Below are 22,121 nucleotides of genomic sequence, written 5' to 3'. Positions count from 1 at the left end.
TGACCTTCGGCGCGCGGGAACTCTCTTCCGGCACGCGCTTCCTCTGTTACAGTATCGTCAGCCAGTTGCTTTCAATCCAATTTTCAAGCCCCAAACCCACACATGCCGATCGACGTTGACCCCTCCTTCAAGAAGACCGGCGACAAGGCGCGGGAACGTCAGCTGTGGCGGCAGACCGGAGAGAACGCGCGCAGGCGCCGCCGCAAGCGGATGATACGCCGCATCGCGATCATGGGCAGCGGCGCCTTTGCCATTGTCCTGATCGCCATTGTCGGCTGGATGGTCGCCCGGTCCCCGGACGACGGGGGAGGGGGCACGGACGTGGCCGAACTGGGCGGCCTCGACCCCGAGGACGACGACTTCACCATGGTGCAGGCGGACGAGGCGCAGACGGATTTCGCGTCCAGCAGCTTCAGCCCCGTGCTGCCCGCCGACCTTCAGGTCGACCCGATGATCCTGCGGATCGCACAGGAGGGCGAAGGCAACGTGCGGTTCATCGCCGGCCCGCAGGAGTTCCTGCCGGCGCGGGTCGGTCCGCCCGGATCTCAGCGCTTCGCCTACCTGCGCGAACCGCTTGTCGCGGCCGAGCAGACGCTGGAACTGGTACTGCCGTCGTCGCGCGATGACTTTGCCCTGTTTCAGGCGCAGCGCAGCCAGGCCAGCGCACCGGGTGCTCTGCCGCAGCCGCCTCAGCAACAACCCTCTGCGCCGGTGGAGGCCGGGGACCTCGTCGCGGTCGAGGAAGACAGCAGCTGGGGCGACCTTATCACGACCGACGACGATGCCCTGCAGGCGGAGAGCCAGTCTGACCAGGCGGCGGTCTACGTCGAGACGCGGATCGAGAACACGACCTCCACCGTGCTGGCCCTGCGCGAAAGCGAACGGCGCGCGGTCTATGACGATGCGGTGACGGCGCTCCAGACGGAACGCCCGCTGGTGCAGGTGCTGACTTCCAGTGGTTTCGGGGCGACCGACGCCGCCGCTATCGCGCGCGCGGCGGAGGCGCGGATCTCCGCACCGGAGAAGCTGCCCGGCGGGAGCATCGTGGCTGTCCGCTACCGGCAGGGCGATTTCGGGCGCGAGCTGATCCAGATGTCGGTCTACGGGCCGGACGGCTATATCGGCACGCTCGTCCGGCTGGGCGAGGGGCGTTTCGACAGCGGCGCGGACCCGTGGTTCACCGAGAACCTGACAGAGCGGACCGGCCAGCTTGTGGCGCAGGCGCAGGAGGCCAAGGAAGTCCGCATCATCGACGCGATCTATTCCACTGCGCTGTCGAACGGCCTGTCGCAGACGCTGGTCGGGCAGCTCATCCTGATCCTGTCGAAGGATTTCGACCTCGACCGCTTTGCCAGCGACGGCGACTACTTCTCCGTGCTCTACGCCAACACGCCGGGACCGGAAGGCGACGGGCTGGGCCGCGTCCTTTACGTGGGCATCGAAGGGCCTTCCGGCACGCTCACCTGCTACGTGACAGAGGGCGAGAACGAGGGCGAATTCTCCTGCTTCGACTTCAACGCCACGGTGGCCAGCGGCGGCGCAGGCGGCGGTATCGGGGGTGGCATGGTCGTGCCGGTGAAGGGTGTGAAGACCTCGGCCTTCGGTCCCCGTCACCACCCGATCCTGAAGCAGGTGCGCAACCACGATGGCGTCGACTGGGCCGCACCCACCGGCACGCCGATCGTCTCCGCGATGGATGGCACGGTGGAATACGCCGGGCCGGGCGGGGGCTATGGCAACGTGATCTACATCGACCACGGCAGCGGCCAGCAGACGCGCTATGCCCACATGTCGAAGTACGGCGCCTTCAAGAAGGGCGACCGGGTGAAGGCGGGCGACGTCATCGGTTACGTCGGCACCACAGGGCGGTCCACCGGCCCGCACCTGCATTTCGAGCTTCGCGTGAACGGCACGCCCGTCGATCCGCTCAGCTTCCGCGCCTCTGTCACGGTGGCGACCGTCTCGGACGGCGGACAGCCGGGATCGGCCGCGGTGGAACAACTGGTCAACAAGATCATCAAGGTCGAGAGCGCGGGCAATGCGCGGGCCAAGAACCCGCTGTCGACGGCGACGGGCCTGGGCCAGTTCATCGAGAGCACCTGGCTCAGGATGATGCGCGACTACCGTCCCGACCTGGCCAACAGCATGAGCCGCCAGGCCCTGCTGGAGCTGCGCTTCGACCCGGCCCTGAGCCGCGAGATGGTGCGCAACCTCGCGCGGGAAGGGGAGGCCTACCTCAGGTCTCGCGGCCATACGATCACGCCCGGCAACCTGTACCTCTGCCACTTCCTCGGCGCCGCCGGTGCGGCCAAGGCTCTGAGCGCGCCGCGCGAAGCATCGGTGCTCGACGTGATGGGCGCGGGCGTCGTGGGGGCGAACCCCTTCCTGCGCGGCAAGACCATCGGCGACCTGATCGCGTGGTCGGATCGCAAGATGCAGATCAAGGGCCAGCCGGTCGTGGTGTCCAGTGCACCCGCCATCCCCGCACCCCGCGCCGTCCCCGAAGAAATCAAGGCGTTCCGGGAAACCGTCGATACCTTGCTGAAGGAGGCCCGCGTCGAAGCGGAAGATGCCGCCGCGCTGGCCGCGGAGGAAGACGCCTCCGACGAGGAAACGACCGAAGAGACCGTTGAAGATGGCAGCGAAAATGACTAAGCTATAGTCAGACTAACCCAAGGTGCTGCCATGATGGCATCGGTTCACGAAGCGAAGACCAATCTGTCGAAACTGATCGACGCCGTCGAACGCGGCGAGCGCGTGGTCATCACGCGGCACGGCGTTCCCGCGGCGGAACTGGTGATCGCGCGCAAGGCGCAGGTCCGGATCGGGGGTCTGAAGGGCCGCCTGTCTCCGCCGCCCGACAGCTTCACCGCACCGCTCTCCGAAGAGGAATTGCAGGACTGGGGCGCGTGAGCGCACTGCTTCTGGACACCAATGCCTTTGCCATGGTGCTGACGGACGACCCCCGGCTGACCGATACCGCACGCGGTGCCATCCTCGGCGCAAGCCGCGTGGCGCTGTCGGTCATCAGCCTGTACGAGATCGGTCAGAAGGTCCGGCTTGGGAAATGGCCGGAGATGGACGCCTTTGCGCCCGGACTTGCGGTGCAGGCACAGAATGACGGGATCGACCTGCTGCCCCTGTCACCAGCCGCAGCGTTGCAGGCGGCCCTCTTGGACTGGGACCACCGCGACCCTTTCGACCGGATGATCGCCTGCGTGGCCAGGGCCGAAGGGCTGGACCTCGTGTCGTCCGACACCGCATTCGATGAGCTGACCCTCAGCCGGATCTGGTAGACCGCTCCCGGCCTCGTGGACAGGTCCACGACAGCGGGCACCGGCACGGCGCCAGTGCCCCTGCGGGTTTCAGGCCGTCAGCGCGAACGGTGGTGCCAGCGGACCCGGCCGTCCTTGCTGCCCTTCTTCAGAGGCAGAAGCGGGCGGTACTGCGCGACCCAGCTTTTCGGATCGTAGTCGCAGACCAGACGGCCCTTGGCGTCACGGATGAAGCAGAGCGCGCCGTTCTTGTGCTTCCAGACCACGCCGCCATAGCTGGCGATGGTCATCGCCTGGATGTCGTTGTCGCTGGCCCAGAAGTCATAGTCGCCAAGCGGGAAGATACCGTCGCGGACCTCCTTCGGTTCGTCGAGCTTCGCCTCGTCGACCAGCGACTGCGTGTGGTCATCCACCGCTGCCTTGATCATTCCGGTGACAAATCCGGCACCGGCAAGGAGGGCACTGCCGGCAAGGGTTGCGGCGACGCCGACGCCGTAAAGGAAGCTGTCACCTGCGTCCGGGGCGGTATCGGTCGCGACCCAGACAACTGGCTGGACGATAAGTCCCGCGGCAGACCCCTTCGTTGCGCCAGCCACACGGCCGACAGCCTTCGACACGGACTGTGCCGCGACCTCAGTGCCGATGCCGGTTACGGAATTCTTGTATGTCATCAGAAACCTCAATCATTTCAGTACAATTCAATCACGGTACTCGCTACACGCGCCGGCGCCCGACGCGTTACTTGTGGAAGACGCGGTACGTCCGCGCCGGGTACTCCTGGACGAACTTCGCGTAGTTTTCAGTGGTTTTCGCACCCCTGCCCACCGGAAAAGGATCGTTGTAGGAAATGTCGGCCTTGGTGTCGCGCTCGCCGCTCAGGCCGGTGACAAGGATCCAGTGTCCGCTGGAGGACATGCCCTGACTGTAAGGCCCTGCGTGTTCCAGCATGTCGAAGATCAGCGGGCCGCGTCGCAGGTGGGTACGCAGCTTGGTCACGCTCCAGCTTTGCGGACCGATGTACTGCAGACCATGTGCCTTGGCATATTCGCGGGTCGGCGTGACCCAGTCATTCTCGCCCGAGAAGTTGTCGAGGCTGCCGTCCGGCAGGATCATCGACGCCGGTGTCCGCGCCTTCACCTGCGCCACGGTCTGACCCAGCAGCATCGCCGTGGCCGCCGCCCAGCAGGAGGTCCCGGTGGGCTGCGGGATCAGCTTCACCTTGTGATGGATCTTGGCGATGGTCTCGGACGGCTGCGGGGCGGCTTTCCAGATCGCTTCCGACGCCGCGTCGTTCAGCGCGGCCAGCGTCCTGCCGTTCGGGTCGACGCGGGAGTCCGGGTTGTTGAACTTCAGCACGCATTTCTGGAAGTCGTAGATCGCGGCACGGGTGAGGGTGCCGCAGATGCCGTCTTCGACCAGCGCGACGCGCGGGGCAGACATCTGTGCGTTCAACTGGCTTTGAACGGCGGCGACATCGGCGGCCTTGTTGCGCCCGTTGCGCCCGACGCTGGATTGCACGTAAATCGTCTGAATAATGCTCATGGCGTTTTATTCTCAATATCTTGCCCCCGGAAGCGAAATTGCGCCCTCATCGGGGAGCGGGGTGAGACTGGATGAAATTCACTCGTACCTGAATGGTGTTCTCCCGGTGACGTAAAATACCGGTTGCGCAATAGGTGGGGCTTTTCAGGACCGGCACAATGGACAGGGCAGGTATTCCATGCCCTTGCCGAGGCCACAATTTTCGCAACCCGTGTCGCCCGCGTTTTTCCTCTCCTCCTGCAAGTCCTTCCTCATATGCCGTTCAAATGCCGCCATTCCGACCACCGCCGGGTTGCGGAAACCGGCGCGCGGGGGCCCTTCTGTGCGGCCCTGCGCGCCGGAAGCTTGTTCAGGCGAAGTCGTACTCGAACCCCTTCTCGCCCACCTTCACCGTCACCTCCTTCATGTCCTCTCCGGACACCATGCGCTGCAGCACCTGGCGGGACAGGTCGGGCAGGATGGAGTTGGTGATGATGTTGTCGATCATGCGGCCACCGCTGTCGGGGTCGCGGCATTGTTCGGTAATGTAGTCGATCACCTCGTCGCCATAGACGAGGTTGGCGCCATGCGCGCCTTTCAGGCGCTTGGCCACCGCGCCGATCTTCAGCTTCGTGATACCGGCCAGCACGTCCTTGCCCAGCGGGAAATAGGGGATCGAGACGATCCGGCCCAGCAGGGCCGGGGGGAAGACCTCGAGCTGGAAGGGCTTCAGCGCGGTTTCCAGTTCATCGAGGTCGGGCGTGGTGTTGCCGCCCTCGGCCATCTCCATGATGACATCGGTGCCGACGTTGGAGGTCAGCAGGATCAGCGTGTTCTTGAAGTCGATCCGCCGCCCGTTGCCGTCTTCCATGATGCCCTTGTCGAACACCTGGAAGAACAGCTCGTGCACGTCGGGGTGGGCCTTTTCGACCTCGTCCAGCAGCACGACGCTGTAGGGCTTGCGCCGCACGGCTTCGGTCAGGCGACCGCCTTCGCCATGTCCGACGTAGCCCGGAGGCGCGCCCTTCAGCAGGGAAACGGTGTGCGCTTCCTGGTATTCGGACATGTTGATGGTGATGATGTTGTCCTCACCGCCGTAGATGGCTTCCGCCAACGCCAGCGCAGTCTCGGTCTTGCCGACACCGGACGGCCCGCAGAGCATGAAGACACCGATCGGCTTGTTGGGGTTCGACAGGCCCGCGCGGTTGGTCTCGATCCGCTTGGCGATGGCCTTCAGGCCGTGGTCCTGACCGATCACACGCTCCTGCAGATGCTCTGCAAGGTGCAGAACCGCCTCCAGTTCGTCCTGCACCATGCGGCCCGCCGGGATGCCCGTCCAGTCGGAGATGACGGAGGCCACGGCCTGCGCATCGACGTGGGCATAGACCATGCGGTCGTCCGGGTTGCCCTCTTCCAGCGTCGCCATGAAGGCGTGCATTTCCTTGCGCGCCTCGTCTGGATCGATCGTCGCCCCCTCGGCCTCTGCCTCCGCGTCGGAAGAGGCGTCCTCCGCTGCGGGACGGTTGTCCATGACCTCGGCGACGTCGTGACCTTGCGAGACGGCGATCTCCTTGCGCAGAAGGATGATCCTGTCGACGATCTCCTTCTCCTTGGCGTACTTCACTTCAAGGTCGGCCAGTTCGGACTCCAGCTTCCCTTTCTCCTCCATCGCCTCGAGAATGCGTTCCTCGTTCGACTCGCCCAGATCACGCTCGGACTCCTTCCCGGCGATCTCGACGTCCAGCGCGGCGATCTTCTCGCGGATATCTTGGATGCGGGCGGGAACAGAGCTTTGCGAGACGGCGACGCGGGCGCAGGCGGTGTCGAGCAGCGAAACGGCCTTGTCCGGAAGCTGCCGCGCGGGGATGTATCGGTGCGACAGGGAGACGGCGGCGACGATGGCCTCGTCCGAGATGCGCACGCCGTGGTGCTTCTCCATCGGCTCCAGGATGCCGCGCAGCATGTAGCAGCACTTCTCGACCGAGGGCTGGTCGACGTTGACCGGCTGGAAGCGCCGGGTCAGCGCCGGGTCCTTCTCGAAATAGGTGCGGTACTCCGACCATGTGGTCGCGGCGATGGTACGCAGCGTGCCGCGGGCCAGAGCCGGTTTCAGCAGGTTCGCGGCATCGCCGGTGCCCGCCTGACCGCCGGCACCGATCAGGGTGTGCGCCTCGTCGATGAAGAGGATGATCGGGGTGGGGGAGGACTGCACCTCGTCAATGACCGATTTCAGACGCTGCTCGAACTCGCCCTTCATGGACGCCCCGGCCTGCATGGCCTGAATGTCGAGCATGTAGAGCTTCGTGCCCTGCAGCTTCGGCGGCACTTCGCCCGCGGCGAGGCGCTGAGCGAAGCCTTCGACCACGGCGGTCTTGCCGACACCCGCCTCGCCCGTGAGGATCGGGTTGTTCTGGCGGCGGCGCAGCAGAACGTCGATCACCTGACGGATCTCGTCGTCGCGGCCGACGATCTTGTCCATCTTGCCCGACGCCGCATCCGCCGTCATGTCGACGGAGAAGCGGCCAAGCGCAGTGGACGCCCCGGGGCGGCCGTCGTCGTCGTCACCCGGCTGCGCGGCGGAAGGAGAGGACAGGCCGGAACCGTCCATCGGACGCATCGTCTCTTCCTCTGAATCCTTCCAGAGGCGGCGGCTCTCCTTGGCGAGGATGTCGGCAGAGATGTCCCCGAAGACCGACGAATAGCGCATGATGTGGCGGCGCAAGTGGTCGTCCTGAAGGATTCCGGTCAGCACATGGCCCGTCCGGATCTGGCTCTCTCCGAACAGCAGCGTCGCGTAGGTCCAGGCGTGCTTCAGCGCGTCGAGGAACTGCTCGGAAATGCCGGGGGCCTCGGTGACGTTCTTGTCCAGCTTGGCGAGCGTGTTCTGCAGATCCTTCAGCACCTGCCCGCGGTTCAGCCCGAGCGCGTTCAGCGTGACCGAAACATCGGAGTTCTTGTTGGACACGACCGGCCACAGCCAGTGGCAGAGGTCGATCTGGCGGTTGCGGTCCCCGCGCGCATGCCGCATGCCCTGAATGAAGGCATTGTACCCGGCCTGGTTCATCTTGAGAGCGTAGCTCTCGATCTCAATTCCTGACATTGCAATAATCCCTTCTGAAATGTTCCGGCCCGGTTATCGCTCCGGGTCCGGATCTCCCTGTTGTATCCGCGGCCGTCACGCGGCCGCCTTTTGGTCTTGCCCTTTCGGGGGCAGAAGCTTGAACACCGTCACCTGCACCATCACGTCGGGATCGCCCTTCGGCGGCGCGATACAGGCCATCCAGCCAAGCTGTGCGTTGACGCCCATCACGGCGGGCTGGATCTCGGTCTGCGGCAGCCACAGCACGGTTTCGACCTCGTAGGCCTCGCCGAGATACCAGAACACCAGATCGCGCAGGTCGGGGTGGTCGCCGCCCGACGGCAGCAGTTCGAAGTAGTCCTTGATGGAACGGACATAGAGGTGCACGCGGATCTTCTCTCCGACCGTGCGCACCCGGGACCCGAGGTGCATGTTCATGCCGATGCTGCAGGCCTGGCGCCCCATGTGCGACAGGGTGTCGGGCTCGAAATCGAGCCATGTCGGCACCAGTTCCTCGATCTCGACGCGCAGCTTGCCGTCGAAGTGAAGCTGCAGGATCTGGCGCAGGCGCACCGGGCTTTTCACGCGCCCGCCGGCCAAACCCGCGTAACGCGCCTTCACCGTGTCCGACACCTCGTCCCGGTCGCGCATCGCCTTGGTGCCGTTGCCCGCGACCGCCAGAAGGTAGGACTGGAAGCGGTCGTCGGTCGGGTGGTCGAACTGCGTGATGGCATGGGCGTCGGACCACGCGCGGAAAAACAGCTCCTGGAAGCGTTCGGTGAAAATGTCGACAAAGCGGGTAAAGCTCTTGTCGCCGTGGATGAACCACTGCTGGATTTCCTCGGTCCAGTTCAGCGGGAAGGCCCCGAACGGCCCGAAGAACCCCATGAACTGCGCGCGGATCATCGGCACGCGACGGCTGGGATCGTAACGGGCGATATCGGCAGTTGGGACGCCGGTGAACGGGTCCTGACCCATGCGCACAAGCTGATCGTGAAGCCGGGTGTTGCGCCCGATGCGCGGCTTGGTCCCGGCGCGGCGCTCAAGCTCCCGCAGGAGGAAGAACAGACCCTTGCCCATCGCGCGCCACGCGGCTTGTTCGTCCTCGTCGAGGCCGGAGGGCATCTCCGGCTCTTCGTCGAGGTCGTCCATGGCAAGCTGTTCGACCTGAGAAGTGACGAGTTGCCGGAAGGTGTCGAGCAGCCCGTCCTCGAGGAAGGCATCCTCGGGGTGTTTCAGCCGCTGCCCAGCCCGGCGGATGAGGTCGTCGCGCAGGGCAGGGGTCAGGCCCTCGGGCGCGCGCCGCGCGGTGTGGCGCAGGGCTGCCGTCAGCCCGTGCCCCAGCAGGGCCTGTTCGATCACCTCGTTCGGCGTCCATGCCTCGCGCGGGATGAATTTCTGGATCGAGGTCTCTGCCCGGGGCAGACCCGGAAGCGCGGCGAAGACGGTCTTGTCGTCGTCATCCCAGCCACTCTTGGCGGCGGGGGCGGGTTCCTCCGCCTTCTTGGGCGCATCATCGAACCAGTCGAGGTCCGCCATGACCGTCTTGTCGTCTTCGTCCGTCTTGCCACCCATCAACGGCGGCCGGACGGAGGGCAGTTCGACGACCGGCACGGAGCCCCGCGGCTTCTGCGCCACGCCGGGCAGGGGCGGGAAGGTCGGCTCCTTCACGTCCTTGTCACGCACCGGCTGGGAAAACCCGCCCTTCGGCATCGGCAGCGGCTCGATCTCCTTCGGGTCGCTGTCCTTGTCCTTCGGCGGCGTCTTGGCCCTTGGCTTGCCGGGGTCCTTGTCCAGCCAGGCCATCACCGTCTTTTCGTCGTCGTCCCAGTCGTCGCTCACAGCACGCGCCCTCCGCCCAGCCGGGGCGGCCAGGTCTTCAGGTGCCCGCGCTGGTGCGAGCGGATGACCGTCTTGGTGAACGAATTGACAGAGGCATATTCGGCAAGGAACCGGTCCAGAACGGAGCCGAGCAGCATGATCCCCGACCCTTCGAAGGCCTCCTCGTCGAAGGTCAGCGTGACTTCGAGGCCCCGGGCCGTGTGGAAGCCCTCGGGATGCGGGATCGACGCCGGAACCTGCCGCGTCTCCACCGATTGCAGCCCGTCGATCTGGCTTTCGATGAAGCTGTCCGACAGGTCGGCAAACAGGCGCATCATCTCGCGCAGCGCCTCTGCCGCATCGGCGCCGGTGCGGCCCAGCACGCCGTAGCTGTTCAGCGACATGTGGCTGACGAGCCGCCAGTAGACGTCGCCCGACTGCGTCCGGTGGGCGGCGCCGCCCTCCATGTCGGCAAGGCTGTCGCGCGGCGGAGTCGGGCCGTCGATGCAGGCCAGCCGGATCGTGTTCTCGTCGCAGAAGTAGAAGTCTTCCTCGCCCTGCTTGATAGGCAGTTCCCCGGCGAGGTGCCGGTTGGAACACAGGCCCCGGATCTGTAGGCGTTGCACCCGCACGTCGTCGGGTGGTTCGTAGATCGACAGGAACGTCTCCGTCCCGCGATAGCGCGACCGGGAAATGCCCTGCTTGCGCTCCTGCGCGGTGATCCGGCGCTTCTTCTTGCGGCTGGTATAATACAGCGCGTGCCGCGGGCTGACCTTGTTCGAGGGCAGCGCGTACAGCGGATAGACCCGCGTCTTGGCCTGGCTGCCCTGGTAGTGGGCGAAGACCTCGGTCACGCGGTGGAATTCGTAGTGCGTGACGGGCGTGGAAAGGGGCGTGACCACGTATTCGTGGCTCTTGCGGTCCATGCGCAGCGGCGCCGCGGCCTCTTCGAACAGGTTGACCGCCGGGGCGCAATGCAGGCGGATGTCCTCCGTCGACAGTTGCGCGGCGAGCTTCTGGCTCGACGTGTCGAACTCGAAGATAATCTGGATGCGTGAACCGGGAACGCGGGCCCAGACGTCGCGCAGGCCCTTGACCCGGAAACCGAGGAACTTGCGCGGGTAGACGAAGACCTCGCGCAGCAGGGCGAACCCCTCGAACAGGCGGTCGTCGTGGGGGAAAAGCCGTTCCGACCGGTCGAAACCCACCTGCTCGATCTGGTGCGGGGCGAGCGTCTGGTAAACGTCGTCGCCAAGCGCGTTCTGCCAGCGCAGCGACACCTTCACCCGGTCGCAGAAGATCTGTTCGTAGAGCGCCACGGCCTCGTCCATCGGACCGGCGAGGTGGAACTGCAGCGTATCGGCCTGAAGCTCGGTCAACGGTTCGCTGTTGTCGGCCTTGCCCGTCACGCCAAGCCGCGCGATGTCGATGAGCATGCCCGCTTGCACGCCCTTCGCAGGCTCGCGCATCACCGCACCCACCTGCCCGGAGCGTGAGAGATAGCGCACCTCTGCCACGTCGATGGGCCAGAGGCTGAGGGGAGCGGCCAGCGCGAAGCGGCAGGACACGCGCTTCTCCGTGTCGACGTAGCGCGCCTCCATGTAGTCGCCGGGCCTGAAATGGATGCCGGTCACCGTCTTCGGGTCCTCAAAGGGCGCGGCGGCCCGCACAGTCATGACCGAAGGGGTCGGCTCCAGCACGCCGGGCAGAAGCTGGTCCAGAAGTTCGCGCGTGAAGCCGCGGAATTCCTCGTCCAGCTTCAGCTGCACCCGGGCCGCAAGGAAGGCGGAGCCTTCCAGCAGCGCCTGCGCGGTCGGGTCCATGTTCTCTTCGAGCAGCCCGCCAAGGCGGTCGGCAAGGCCGGGATACTCCTGCGCGAATTCGCGGGCACGCTCCTTCAGCAGTGCGAGTTCCCGGTTGTAGGCGTCGCGGAAGGCCTGTTTCACATCTGCACCCGCAGCTTGGACATGCGCATCTTGCCCGCACCAAGGTCCAGCTCCGCGTCGAAGTCGAGCGGGATGTCCACCGGGTCGCCCATCAGGTCGGCCTGCACGAACAGTTCGAGCCGCTGATCGTTCTGGCTGTCGCTGCGGCGCACCGACACCTCGATGGAGGACGGCACGAGGCGCGGCTCATGATCAATGAGCGACTGCTTGATGGAATCCTTGATCGACTCGCCGTTCAGCTCGCGGATCGTGACGCTCGACAGGTCGCGGAAGCCGTAGTTCAGGATCGACCGCGCCACGTGCGGCGCCTGGTCGAGCGGCAGGGCGGCGTCCAGTCGGATGGTGTTCATCAGGGCGTTCAGGTCCGCCTCGATATGGTGACGCAGGGTGCCCTCGGTGACACCTTCGCGGAAATCGATGCGGCGGGTGATCGTCGTCTCGCCGTCTTCCTTCTGGTCCTGCGTGCGTTCGGCGTGCTGCCGGCGGCGGCGGTCATGGAAGCTGGAGCGGAATATCTGCAGGATCGAGACCTTGGCGCGGTCTTCCTTGCGCCAGACGCGGGTCACCTGCGTCGTCAGATCCGGATCGTCGGAGGTCATGTCACGCTCTCGAAATCAAAAGGCCCGAGACAAAACGTAACGGCCATCCCCCGAGCAATCAAAGAAAAGTTAATGCTGGAAGGGCGGGTTTGCCGCCCTTCCCGATATGCGAATACGCCGAAAGGGCGAAGCGCTTACGCGCTCCATTCCTTGTCTTCGGCGATTTCCCAACCGGCAGAGAATTCGCCGTCCGGCGCACCCTTCTGGTTCTGCTTGGTGTAGGTGATCTCGAACATGCGGAAGTTCAGGGTGAGGCTTTCCTGGATACGGTCCAGGCCGTCGTTCATCCCGCCGGTGTTGTACGACGTGATCATGACGTCCTTCATCTTGATCTTCATGTAGTCGACGGGCTTGGAACCGCCGGCCTTCAGCACGTGCAGCTCTGCGTCGGAGATGTGCTCGCCCGAGCAGCAGCGCTTGATCAGGTCGTGCGAGGACGCGTCGACGTACTTGGTGAACGCGATGTCACCCACGTCGACCTTGCCGCCGCCGCCACCAGACCCCAGGTGGGTCGTGCCCGACTGGGTCATGCCGACGCTCCAAGACAGAATGTCGATCCAGTCCTTGTGCTGGTCATTCTGGGACTCGCCCTTGATGCCGTTGCCGAGTTTCAAAAAGATATTGACAGCCATTTTGCTTCTCCTTCTGGCTTAAAATCTCACCTACCGCTTAATTGCGGGCGGCAATCACTTATTTGGCAGGCAGTTTCGACACGAGGCTCATGCCGATATCCATGCCTTCCATTTGAAAATGCGGTTTCAGGAAGAACTTGCCGGTGTAGTAACCGGGGTTGAGTTCGTCTTCGACCACTTCGACCTTTGCCCCTGCCAGCGGACGCTTCGCCTTTTCCAATTCCGTCGCGGTGTCAGGGTTACCCGTCACATACTTGTTGATCCAGGTCTGCAGCTCGATCTCCAATTGAGCCCGTGTCGGGCTCTGGCCAATCTTGTCGCGCACCATGACCTTCAGATAATGGCTGAAACGCGACACGGCGAAGATATAGGGGATGCGCGACGACATGTTGTCCGATGCCGTGGCAAGGTCATCCACGTATTTCTTGGGCTTGTAGAGCGACTGCGCACCGATGAAGGCCGCCTTGTCGGTATTCTGCCGGTGGATCAGGCCGATCAGGCCTGCCTTCGACAGCTCGCCCTCCCGACGGTCCGTGATGGACACTTCCGTCGGGCATTTCATCTGCTTGTCACCGTCGCCGGTGTCGAAGACGTGTGTCGGCAGGTTGGTCACCTCGCCGCCGGAGGTCACGCCGCGGATGCGGACGGTCCAGCCGTGCTCCTTGAAGGCACGGTTGATGTTCGTGGCCATCGCATGGGCCGCGTTCATCCAGGCGTACTGTGTGCCGCCATGGCCGTCGGTTTCCTCGCGGAAGTCGAATTCCTCCACGACCGAGGTGCTGTCCGGGCCATAGGGCTCGCGGGCCAGCGCGCGGGGCAGGGTCAGCGCGATAAAGCGGCTGATCTCGCTGTCACGCAGCGAATTCCACTGTGCGTATTCCGCGTTCTCGAACATCTCCGACAGGTCCGGCGGAACGGCGATCTCGTTCCAGCTGTCCATGCCCAGCAGGTTCGGCGACGCGCCAGAGATGAACGGCGCCAGCGAGGCTTCGGCGATCCGGCCCATGAAGCGCAGGATGTTCACGTCGGCCGAGGAATGGTCGAAGTGGTAGTCGCCCACGAGGCAGCCGAAGGGCTTGCCGCCCAGCGTGCCGAGCTGCTGTTCGTAGACCATCTGGAAGAGCGGCGACTGTTCCCACTTGTTCTTGGGATAGCGCCGGGTCATGGCCGCCAGCTCCGACTTGGAGATGTTCAGCACCTTGACCTGCAGCGTTGCGTCGGTCTCTGCGTTGTTGAGCGTGTAGGCCAGGCCGCGCCACTGGCTCTCGAAATGCTGGAACTCCTCCTGGTGGAGGATCGCGTTCATCTGGTCGCTGAGCTTCTTGTCCAGCTTGGCCAGCATCGCGTCGAGCGTGTCGATCACGTCGTCTTCGATGATGGTCTGGTCGTCGAGCGCCTCGCGGACCAGTGCCACGAGGGCATTGTCCACCTCACGCTCTGCCACGTCGGTGCGCGGCTTGATCGTTTGCTTCAGAATGTCGGAGAATTCCGCAAGTTCGTTTACGGATTCCGCGACCGCGCCGCCTGCGCCTTCTGTATCCAGTTGTGCGTCGTTAGCCATGGTTCATGTCCCTGTTATCGCGTCGCGGTCAGTTATTCTTCGTCTTTGCCGGCCTTCGCCTGCTCGCCGAGAGCGGCAAGCAGTTCGGGGTCGCTCAGAAGCTTTTTGATGTGCTCCTGCGCCTTGGGCTTCGAAGCCATGTAGCGCTGCAGGGAGGCCAGCTGTTCGCGGGCTTCCAGCAGCTTTGCCATCGCCGGAACCTGGCGGGCGATCTGCGTCGGCTCGAGGTCGTCCATGGAGTGGAACTTCAGGTCCACGCCCATCTTGCCGCCGTTCGGGTCCAGCTTGTTCTCCACCATGAAGGACATGCCGGGCTCGATCGAGGACATGTAGTCGTCCAGTGTGTCCTTGGTCACGCCGGTGAAGGTCCGTTCGGTGACGTCCTCCTTCTCGACGCCCGGATTGTTTCCGGACAGGTCGGAAAGCATGCCCATCACGAAGGGCAGCTCCACCATCTTTTCGCTCTCGTAGGGATCAGCGTACTGGATCGACACCCGCGGAGGGCGATTGCGCTTGATGTAACCGGAACCTGAATCAGACATAAGAAAAACTCCCTGAAGCTTTGTTGCAGTGCTGCAATCTTGTTGAAAATCAAACCGCCAAGCGGACCTAAAGTCAACGATGTAGATATACCAAAAAACCGTACTTGTACACGACGGGAGGAGTACCTACTCAGTCCTCTTCGCGCGGTATAAGCTCGTCTATGATAGACTGAAAATCCCTGTCGAGATAGCTTCTTGCGCGGCTCAGCAGAGTCGGAATCGGGCTGGAGCGTTCGACCCTGCGGAAGTAGTCCTCGACTGACCGGATCGCGACCGCAGCCTCCCCCGCATTGGTTACGGAGACCTCCGGACCGGGCTCCGGCTCGGGGAACGGGGTGTCGGGATCCTCGTGCATGTCCTCCGTCAGCGCCCGAATCCGCGCGATTCCAAGCGAGAAACCGGCCGTCGGACTGAAGCTGACAAGCGCCTCCTCGACATTGTCGGGCAGCAGGGTTTCCAGCGCCTCCAGCAGCGGTTTGCCGATCAGCGACCGGGCCTGCGTTACCAGGAGCAGCGTGGCCGACGACGGCTCGTAGGTCCGGTAATAGGCCTCGCAGGCCTGCAGCAGACGCTTGGCGTGCAGGTGGCTGACCACCTCGGCGCCGCCGCCCTTGGCCGCAGCCGCCGCGGCAGAGAACGCCGGTCCGCCGCTGCCGCTCCCTTCGCTTCTGCCCTCGTCGTCATCGCCCCCCTCTGCAACCGGCTCCTCGACCTGCGCGACAGAGGCGAGGTCGGACCGGGAGTTGGTGATCGCCTCGATCATCTCGGTGATGGTCGGCCCGAAGCGCGAGAAATCGGGAGAGAACTTCGCCGTGCTGCTCGACTCGCAGGCCGCCTTGATGCGGTTCATCGCGTCGCGCAGTTCGACCAGTGTTTCCAGCGTCTTCTCGACGTGTTTGGCGTTGCCCGCCGAGGACAGCGCATCGAGGATCGGCGCCTGTTCGATGTCCTCTTCGGACTGCAGCGCCGTCAGCTCGCCGCGCGCCACCTTCAGCCGCCGCAGCGTCGCATCGCCGGTCGGTGTCAGCGGGGTGAAGTAAAGCGGCTGCACCACGCTGGTGTTGTCGTTGAGGTCGTTGATCGTGCTGCGGCGGTCCCCGGAATCCGTCGGATGCACGTCCGCATCGAAGGTTTCCAGAAGCCCGGCAACCCAAGCCACGGATTCCGTGAACTTGGCCAGGTTTCCGGAGAGGATCGCCCATTGTGCCCTCAGCACCACCAGCCGCAGGTCCTTCGACCGCTCCAGCACCGGGTCGATCAGCTTGATCTCGTCACGGAAGCTGACCGACTTGGGGTCGAACATGTTGTCCGGCGTCATGCTGCCGTCGGGCTTCTCGACGCCGGGCCGGTAATAGAATTCCGGCAATTCGCCCATCCGGTCGAAATAGGCTTCGTCGAACTGCGGGTCACCCTCGGGTTCGAGGTCGGGACCGCAGGGGGCATCCTCCGAAATCGGCTGGAGAAGCTTTTCGAGATCCATTCAGGCGCTCCGTCAGTGGCCCGCGACGATGCGGGCAAATATCATTTTCTGTTGTTGGCCTCCGCGTAGGCCTTTGCAAATGCTTGCAGGAACGCGTCCAGAATTCCGTGTTCCCCGGCTTGCGCCTTCTCGTCCCACCGCTCCACGTAGGTCGGCCACTGTTTGCCCGACCGCTTGCCGCCCAGAAGGTTGGAACCGGTGCTTTCGCAGGCCGCCTCGATCTCTTCGGGGGACAGGCCGCGGAACACCTCGGCCAGCGCAGGCTGCAGCGCGCGGAAGACCGCCTCCTGGTGCTGGCGGATGTCGCCGAGCGCGTCCTTGAAGCTATCCGGCCCCATCATGAACCCGTCGCGCGGTGCCACGAACATCAGCTCCAGCGCCTGCTGGCTGTCGGGCATGAACTTCATCGGGTTGTTGGCATTGGCCGACAGCATCGTGCGCACGCCGCCGCGGGTGAAGTTCTTCACGTCGGCCCGCGCCTTGAGCATCATCATCGTCTCTTCGGTCGCGATCCGCACGCACCGGCCCAGCATGTGCATCAGTTGAACCGCGTTTTCCGACTTCACGGCCTTCGGGTCGAGCCCGGCACCTTCGCAGAACGCGCGCAGGGCAGGGCCCACGTCACCGCCGCCGCCCGCCGCAGAGGGCGCGGGTCCCGGAGCGGGCGCCGCCGGTTGCGGAGAGACCGGGCGCGGCTCGGGCCTCGGCTGTGCCGAGGGCGAAGGCTGCGGCGGCATCGGCCGGGGCATGGGGATCTGCGACGGCGACATGGCGCGACGCGGCTCCTCCGGCAGATGCTCGGGCGGGCGATATTCGGGGCTGAAATCCTCGTGCTGCGGCATCTGCCGCGCCTGCGGCGGGTTGGCCGGGGCCGAGGGCGGCGGCGTCTCCTGCCCAAGGCTGGGCTGGTAGGCGGGTGCATGCGGATCCTGCGGGGCGTCCTGCCCCAGCGACGGCGTGTAGGGCGGCACGTCGCCCGGGGGCGGTGCCTGGCGCTCCGGTGGGCGGGCCGGTTCCTGCGGCGCATCCCGGCCCAGCGTCGGCACATAGGCCGGCTGCGGCTCGGACGGGTGCTGCGGCGGTGCGGGTTGTTGCGGCGGCCCCCATCCGGAAGGCGTCTGCAGCGACCCTTGGTTGTGTGACACCGAAGGCGCGCTGCCCGGCGCGGGCGTGTTGTGCATCGGAAGCTGGAGCGAGGTTTCGGTCTTCAGCCCGGCGCTGGCGCTCGGGCGCTGCACCTGGATAAAACCGTCGTTCAGCGCATCGAGCCCTGCACCGCGACCACCCGAGACCGGCTGCATGTTCGAAGGATTTGGCGACCCGAAGGCGCCCCACGGATCGTCGTCCGGATCGGGCGCGGCGGCACCGGCGGCCTGCTGCACCTCGACCCCTACGATGTAGTGGCCGACGATCAGCCGCTCTCCGCCGCGCAGGGCCAGCTTGCCCTCCAGCCGGTGGCGCTGGCCGTCCACGAAGGTGCCGTTCATCGACACGTCGGTGAGGTAATAGGTCCCGCCCTCGAACGTGATGTCGAAGTGGTGGCCGGAGATCATCTTGGACGGATCGGGCAGCGACCAGTCCATGGAGGCGCGCCGGCCGACGCTCGCACCATGGCCGTCGAGACGGAGAGACGTCGGCCCACCGTTCTCGAGCTGATCGAAGTTCTCGATTCGCAATACAAGTGTCATCGCACTCAATTAACCAGTTGTCCGCAGCCTAAGCCAGTGGCCACACGATCAAAATTTCAGAATGGACGGAACAGCGCCGAGGCCTGGTCAATGAACCTCGCCAGCCGCACGGGGCGCTGCTGAAGCTCTGCACGGGCGAGACAGGACAACACGGCAGAGTTGATTGCACGTGGTGCACGATGGGCCGGAACAGCGGCGCTGTCGTTTGGCGCGATGGGCCCGCCCGACCACCCCACGGCAAGGCCGAGGAAGACCGCCGGGCTGCGCACCGGGGCATAAAGCGACCTGCTCATCACCCGGTATCGGTTCTCGTTGTCGGAGTAGCTGCACCAGTTGGCCACATGCTCCATCAGTTCGCGGTCGGCGGCGGTCATGTCGTCGCTGGCGATCCGCAGGCATTCGTAGGCCCACCAGATCGCCATCGCAGGAACCGCTGCGAAGGCAGCGAAGGTCACGGCCTCTTCGGGCGTCGTGGACCCGGCAAGACGATTGAGATACTCAAGGTTCTCTTCGTCGTCCCGCGGGCGATGCTGGGTCATCTGCTTGACCTGAGGCATCTCGGAGTAGAGTTCGAAAGGGGTCTCGTACCGCAGCGCCGACATGGGCGGCTGGGTTTTGTCCTGGTCTTCCGTGATGTCCTGCACGTCGTTTGCCATGTTTCGACTGTTCCCCGTCGCGCCGTGCCGGTCAAGTAGGGTTTCACCGACCATGCGCATTATCCCCCATGTTGTGTGGCTGCCCGGCCCGGTCACCCAACATGCTGCACCGCAGCCCCTGCTCCGGGGCTCCGATAAGCGGAATTATGTCAAGCAGCCAGCGTCGCGGGTTTGCCGCCGAGTTCAAGGATGCGGTCGGCGAGCCGTTCGGCTTCGGCGCGAGCATGGGTCACGAACAGCGTGGCGGGCCGGGTCTGGGCGATCAGCGCCTCCGTCAGGGCCATCATCTGGTCGGCCATTTCCGGATCGAGCGAGACGAAGGGTTCATCCATGATCAGAAGCTCCGGCCGGCCCGCGAAGGCCCGCGCCAGTGACAGCCGCCGCTGCATGCCCAGCGACAGCTCGCCCGGAAAGGCCGCGCCACGCCCGGCCAGTCCGACCCGGTCCAGTGCCGCCTCGGCCCCGGCGCGGTCGAGGTCGGTGTGGGTCAGGAGCAGGTTGTCGACGGCAGAGCGCCACGGCAACAGCGTCGGCTCCTGGAAGACGATGGCCATGTTCTCGGGCCGCTGCACGGTACCCTCGAACCGGGTGTCGATGCCCGACAGGATGCGAAGGATCGTCGACTTGCCGATACCCGAGGGCCCGACCAGCGCGACCGTCTCGCCCGGCTGGATGTCGAAGCGCACGGGGCCAAGCACCTGTGTGTTGCCGAAGTGCTTGGACTGGATGTCGATCCGGATCACGTGCCCCTCCATCGGCGCACGCGCCGTTCCCAGGGTTGCAGGACCAGCCATTCCACCGCCAGCATCACGGCGATGAAGGAGAAGGCGTAGACCAGCACCATCCGCACGTCGAACAACTGGAAATACAGGTGGATCTGGAAACCGACGCCGGACGACCGTCCGAGGAATTCGACCACCAGAACGATCTTCCAGATCACCGCGATACCGGACCGCGCGGCGGCGGTCAGGAAGGGCGCAAGCTGCGGCAGGGTCACGTGTCTCAGCCGCGCCCACGCCGACATGCGGTAGACCTTCGCCATGGCGTCGATCTGCGGATCGAGTGCGCGGGCGCCCTCGCGGATCACGGTGGCGACGTTGGGAATCTTGTTCAGCGTGACGGCCAGGATCGCCGCCGTCTCGTTCAGCCCGATCCACAGGTAGCACAGCACGATCAGCACAAGCGCGGGCAGGTTGAGGAAGATCACCAGCCACGGGTCGAGCCAGTGGTTGACCGCCGGATACCGTCCCATGACCAGACCCAGCGCCGTGCCCACGGCCATCGCCAGGGTAAACGCCCAGATCACCCGGATCAGCGTCGACCCGAGGTGGTACGGCAGTTCGCCCGACACCGTTTCCCGCCAGAACGGCTGCAGCAGCGACCACGGCTGCGGCAGGACGGTCGCGTCCGCGGTCAGCCACGCCGCAACCACCCATAACAGCAACAGCCCGAAGAGAGACAGGGTCGTTACGCCCGCTGAGGTGTCCTTCATCGGGCTGACTGCCTCATTTCAGATCGGCAAAGAGCCCTGCGGGCACTTCGGTGGCCTGACCGACCAGTTCCTCGCCGCCCAGCTCGTTCATCAGGGCCAGCATCTTGTTCGCGCCCTCGATGTCGATCGGGCCGCGCGCAGGGATGCCCGCGATCCAGTCGGCCTTGAGCTGCTCGAACTCTGCGTCGTCGCTGGCGTTCATGTCCGGGCGGATCGCTTCCCACGCCTCATCGCTGGTGGTCAGCAGGTCCTTGGCGTCGCGGCTGGCGTCGTAAAGCGCCTGCGCAAGCCCCGGATTTTCCTCAAGGAAGCTCTCCTTGAAATAGTAGCCCAGAAGCGGCGTGTCGGTGTTCAGCCCCAGTGCCTGGCCCGCCGTCTCGACCGAGATCACCTCTTCCATGCCGGCGGCCTTCATCTTGGCGAGGAAGTGCCAGAAGTTGATGGCGCCCTGCGTCTCGCCGCCAAGCGCGGATTTGAAGATCAGCGGGGGTGCGCCGAAGACCTGCTCCGTCTCGGCCTTCAGGTCCATGTCGTATTCCTGCTGCGCGTAGGCACGCAGGATCAGCCACGACTTGTCGAGCGGCCCGCCAGCGATGCCGATCTTGCCGCCGGCCAGATCCTTCAGGCTTTCGATCCCGGCGTCGGGTTTGGCTACAAGGCCGCCGACCGCCTTCGAGTACGGCACGAACACGTAATCCTTGCCCTCGGCGCGCTGCCGGGCGACCCAGATCCAGTCCGCAACCGCGATGTCGGCCTCGTCCCCTTCCACCGCGACACGGGTCGCGCCGTTGTCGGCGTAGGGCTTCATTTCAAGGTTGAACCCGTGCTTCTCGTCGAAGCCCTGGTCGATGATGGTCTGCAGTTCCCAGTTCACCGTACCGATCTTGAGAGTGGCGGCACGGATGGTCGGCAGGTCCTGCGCAAAGGCCGGCATCGCCACGGCCAAAGCGGCCAGCGCGACAGAGCCTGCGCGTGTCAGAATGTCGAACATGTCTTCCTCCCCTTGAGACAAGGGGGAGGCTGTCGGGCCTCCCCACTCGTATTCTATGTCACGGGTGGCAGTCTTCACCCGGTTCTTTGGTCGCAGGCGCGCCTATTCCGCGCGGCGGCCGACCTCGTTCAGATCGGCGTCCAGCTCGATATCGAACTGGTTGCCGCCCTTGCAGATGACGTCGTCCAGCTCGTAGCCGCCGTCGTCCTCCATCTCGATGTCGTCGGGCGCCATCTGGCACTCCATGTCGGTCAGCATCGACATGATGGCGTCGACGGTCTCCTGGGGGATACCGCCTTCATGGCTTTCGGCAAAGACGGGCGTGGCCAGGGCAAGGGCGGCGCAGGCAAAGATGATGCGTTTCATGGATGGTTACCTCACTGGATGGAAATCTTGATCTGCTGGGTTTCGCCGGTGGAGCCGGGGATCCTCAGCACGTGCGTACCGGGCTTGATCGCGATGAAGGACATCTCGACCACGCCCGCCTTGTCGAACTCGATCGAGTCGATGGCCATGGGCCTGACCTCGATCTTGTTGATGACGATCTCGTTCATCCAGATCGCCCGGAAGAAGGACGCGCCCTCGACCGCAAGTTCTGCCGACCCGTCCGCCTCGATCACCAGCGTGTAGTAGGCACCGGATTGCAGCACCACGTCCTCGCCGAGCGGCTTGCCGGAGGCCAGCGTGATATTGATGTCCTCGCCGCGGTTGCAGGCGGCCAGCAGCCCGGCAAAGCCCATGTCGTCGCATAGCGGCGCGGCCATGGCGGGCGCAGCCAGTGTGGCGGCCACGAAAGCGGCGGTCAGGCGTCGGATCATTTGGTCTCTCTCCCTTGTCG

The 22,121-nt window shown here is 64.8% G+C and carries 20 protein-coding genes; 3 read left to right on the top strand and 17 right to left on the bottom strand.

The window, feature by feature from the left end; translation table 11 throughout:
* Window positions 1–102: 102 nt before the first annotated feature.
* The 3 genes from CDO87_RS22870 to CDO87_RS22860 are packed head-to-tail and all read left to right on the top strand — an operon-like array spanning window position 103 to window position 3,296.
* Window positions 103–2,655, top strand: a complete 2,553-nt coding sequence (locus CDO87_RS22870; RefSeq protein ID WP_100931225.1) for a peptidoglycan DD-metalloendopeptidase family protein — start codon at window positions 103–105, stop codon at window positions 2,653–2,655.
* Window positions 2,656–2,685: 30 nt separating this feature from the next.
* Window positions 2,686–2,913 carry a type II toxin-antitoxin system Phd/YefM family antitoxin gene (locus CDO87_RS22865; RefSeq protein ID WP_100931224.1) on the top strand — a complete coding sequence of 76 codons (228 nt, stop codon included), beginning with the start codon at window positions 2,686–2,688 and terminating at the stop codon, window positions 2,911–2,913.
* The gene (locus CDO87_RS22860; protein WP_100931223.1) at window positions 2,910–3,296 is read left to right on the top strand and encodes a type II toxin-antitoxin system VapC family toxin; all 387 of its coding nucleotides are present in this window, start codon (window positions 2,910–2,912) and stop codon (window positions 3,294–3,296) included. The genes CDO87_RS22865 and CDO87_RS22860 overlap by 4 nt, the downstream gene beginning before the upstream one ends.
* Window positions 3,297–3,373: 77 nt before the next feature.
* Here the strand turns inward: CDO87_RS22860 and CDO87_RS22855 are convergent, their stop codons facing one another.
* From CDO87_RS22855 to CDO87_RS22775, 17 genes are all read right to left on the bottom strand, one after another.
* On the bottom strand, window positions 3,374–3,946 hold the full coding sequence (locus tag CDO87_RS22855) for a hypothetical protein (protein ID WP_100931222.1): 573 nt from the start codon (window positions 3,944–3,946) through the stop codon (window positions 3,374–3,376).
* Window positions 3,947–4,013: 67 nt separating this feature from the next.
* Window positions 4,014–4,817 carry a papain-like cysteine protease family protein gene (locus CDO87_RS22850; RefSeq protein WP_100931221.1) on the bottom strand — a complete coding sequence of 268 codons (804 nt, stop codon included), beginning with the start codon at window positions 4,815–4,817 and terminating at the stop codon, window positions 4,014–4,016.
* A gap of 349 nt (window positions 4,818–5,166) precedes the next feature.
* The gene (tssH, locus tag CDO87_RS22845) at window positions 5,167–7,896 is read right to left on the bottom strand and encodes a type VI secretion system ATPase TssH (protein ID WP_100931220.1); all 2,730 of its coding nucleotides are present in this window, start codon (window positions 7,894–7,896) and stop codon (window positions 5,167–5,169) included.
* A gap of 75 nt (window positions 7,897–7,971) precedes the next feature.
* The gene (gene tssG / locus CDO87_RS22840) at window positions 7,972–9,717 is read right to left on the bottom strand and encodes a type VI secretion system baseplate subunit TssG (protein WP_100931219.1); all 1,746 of its coding nucleotides are present in this window, start codon (window positions 9,715–9,717) and stop codon (window positions 7,972–7,974) included.
* Entirely contained in the window at window positions 9,714–11,642 is a 1,929-nt protein-coding gene (tssF, locus tag CDO87_RS22835) for a type VI secretion system baseplate subunit TssF (RefSeq protein ID WP_100931218.1), read from the bottom strand. Before tssF ends, tssG begins: the two co-directional genes overlap by 4 nt.
* Window positions 11,639–12,241 (bottom strand): type VI secretion system baseplate subunit TssE, encoded by a 603-nt coding sequence (tssE, locus tag CDO87_RS22830; RefSeq protein WP_254698493.1) that lies wholly within the window; start codon window positions 12,239–12,241, stop codon window positions 11,639–11,641. The genes tssF and tssE overlap by 4 nt, the downstream gene beginning before the upstream one ends.
* A gap of 134 nt (window positions 12,242–12,375) precedes the next feature.
* Window positions 12,376–12,873 carry a type VI secretion system tube protein Hcp gene (locus CDO87_RS22825; RefSeq protein WP_100931217.1) on the bottom strand — a complete coding sequence of 166 codons (498 nt, stop codon included), beginning with the start codon at window positions 12,871–12,873 and terminating at the stop codon, window positions 12,376–12,378.
* 58 nt (window positions 12,874–12,931) lie between these two features.
* Complete coding sequence (gene tssC / locus CDO87_RS22820; RefSeq protein ID WP_100931216.1) at window positions 12,932–14,434, bottom strand: type VI secretion system contractile sheath large subunit; 1,503 nt, start codon at window positions 14,432–14,434, stop codon at window positions 12,932–12,934.
* Between the two features lie 32 nt (window positions 14,435–14,466).
* A complete protein-coding gene (gene tssB, locus CDO87_RS22815; protein WP_100931215.1) occupies window positions 14,467–14,976 on the bottom strand; it encodes a type VI secretion system contractile sheath small subunit in 510 nt (169 codons plus the stop codon).
* 130 nt (window positions 14,977–15,106) lie between these two features.
* Entirely contained in the window at window positions 15,107–16,456 is a 1,350-nt protein-coding gene (locus tag CDO87_RS22810; RefSeq protein WP_100931214.1) for an ImpA family type VI secretion system protein, read from the bottom strand.
* A gap of 41 nt (window positions 16,457–16,497) precedes the next feature.
* On the bottom strand, window positions 16,498–18,144 hold the full coding sequence (gene tagH, locus CDO87_RS22805; protein WP_100931213.1) for a type VI secretion system-associated FHA domain protein TagH: 1,647 nt from the start codon (window positions 18,142–18,144) through the stop codon (window positions 16,498–16,500).
* Window positions 18,145–18,200: 56 nt separating this feature from the next.
* Window positions 18,201–18,800, bottom strand: a complete 600-nt coding sequence (locus tag CDO87_RS22800) for a DUF6931 family protein (protein WP_100931212.1) — start codon at window positions 18,798–18,800, stop codon at window positions 18,201–18,203.
* 149 nt (window positions 18,801–18,949) lie between these two features.
* The gene (locus CDO87_RS22795; RefSeq protein ID WP_198521921.1) at window positions 18,950–19,543 is read right to left on the bottom strand and encodes an ABC transporter ATP-binding protein; all 594 of its coding nucleotides are present in this window, start codon (window positions 19,541–19,543) and stop codon (window positions 18,950–18,952) included.
* A complete protein-coding gene (locus CDO87_RS22790) occupies window positions 19,540–20,292 on the bottom strand; it encodes an ABC transporter permease (protein ID WP_100931210.1) in 753 nt (250 codons plus the stop codon). Before CDO87_RS22790 ends, CDO87_RS22795 begins: the two co-directional genes overlap by 4 nt.
* A gap of 13 nt (window positions 20,293–20,305) precedes the next feature.
* A complete protein-coding gene (locus CDO87_RS22785; protein WP_198521923.1) occupies window positions 20,306–21,226 on the bottom strand; it encodes an ABC transporter substrate-binding protein in 921 nt (306 codons plus the stop codon).
* A gap of 159 nt (window positions 21,227–21,385) precedes the next feature.
* The gene (locus tag CDO87_RS22780; RefSeq protein WP_100931208.1) at window positions 21,386–21,649 is read right to left on the bottom strand and encodes a PepSY domain-containing protein; all 264 of its coding nucleotides are present in this window, start codon (window positions 21,647–21,649) and stop codon (window positions 21,386–21,388) included.
* An 11-nt stretch (window positions 21,650–21,660) separates the two neighbouring features.
* Complete coding sequence (locus tag CDO87_RS22775) at window positions 21,661–22,101, bottom strand: hypothetical protein (protein WP_198521920.1); 441 nt, start codon at window positions 22,099–22,101, stop codon at window positions 21,661–21,663.
* Window positions 22,102–22,121: the final 20 nt, after the last annotated feature.

The sequence above is a fragment of the Sagittula sp. P11 genome (assembly GCF_002814095.1).
Lineage (GTDB): Bacteria > Pseudomonadota > Alphaproteobacteria > Rhodobacterales > Rhodobacteraceae > Sagittula.
The sequence above is the reverse complement of the archived record's forward strand: the minus strand, read 5'-3'. Positions and strand labels throughout refer to the sequence as shown.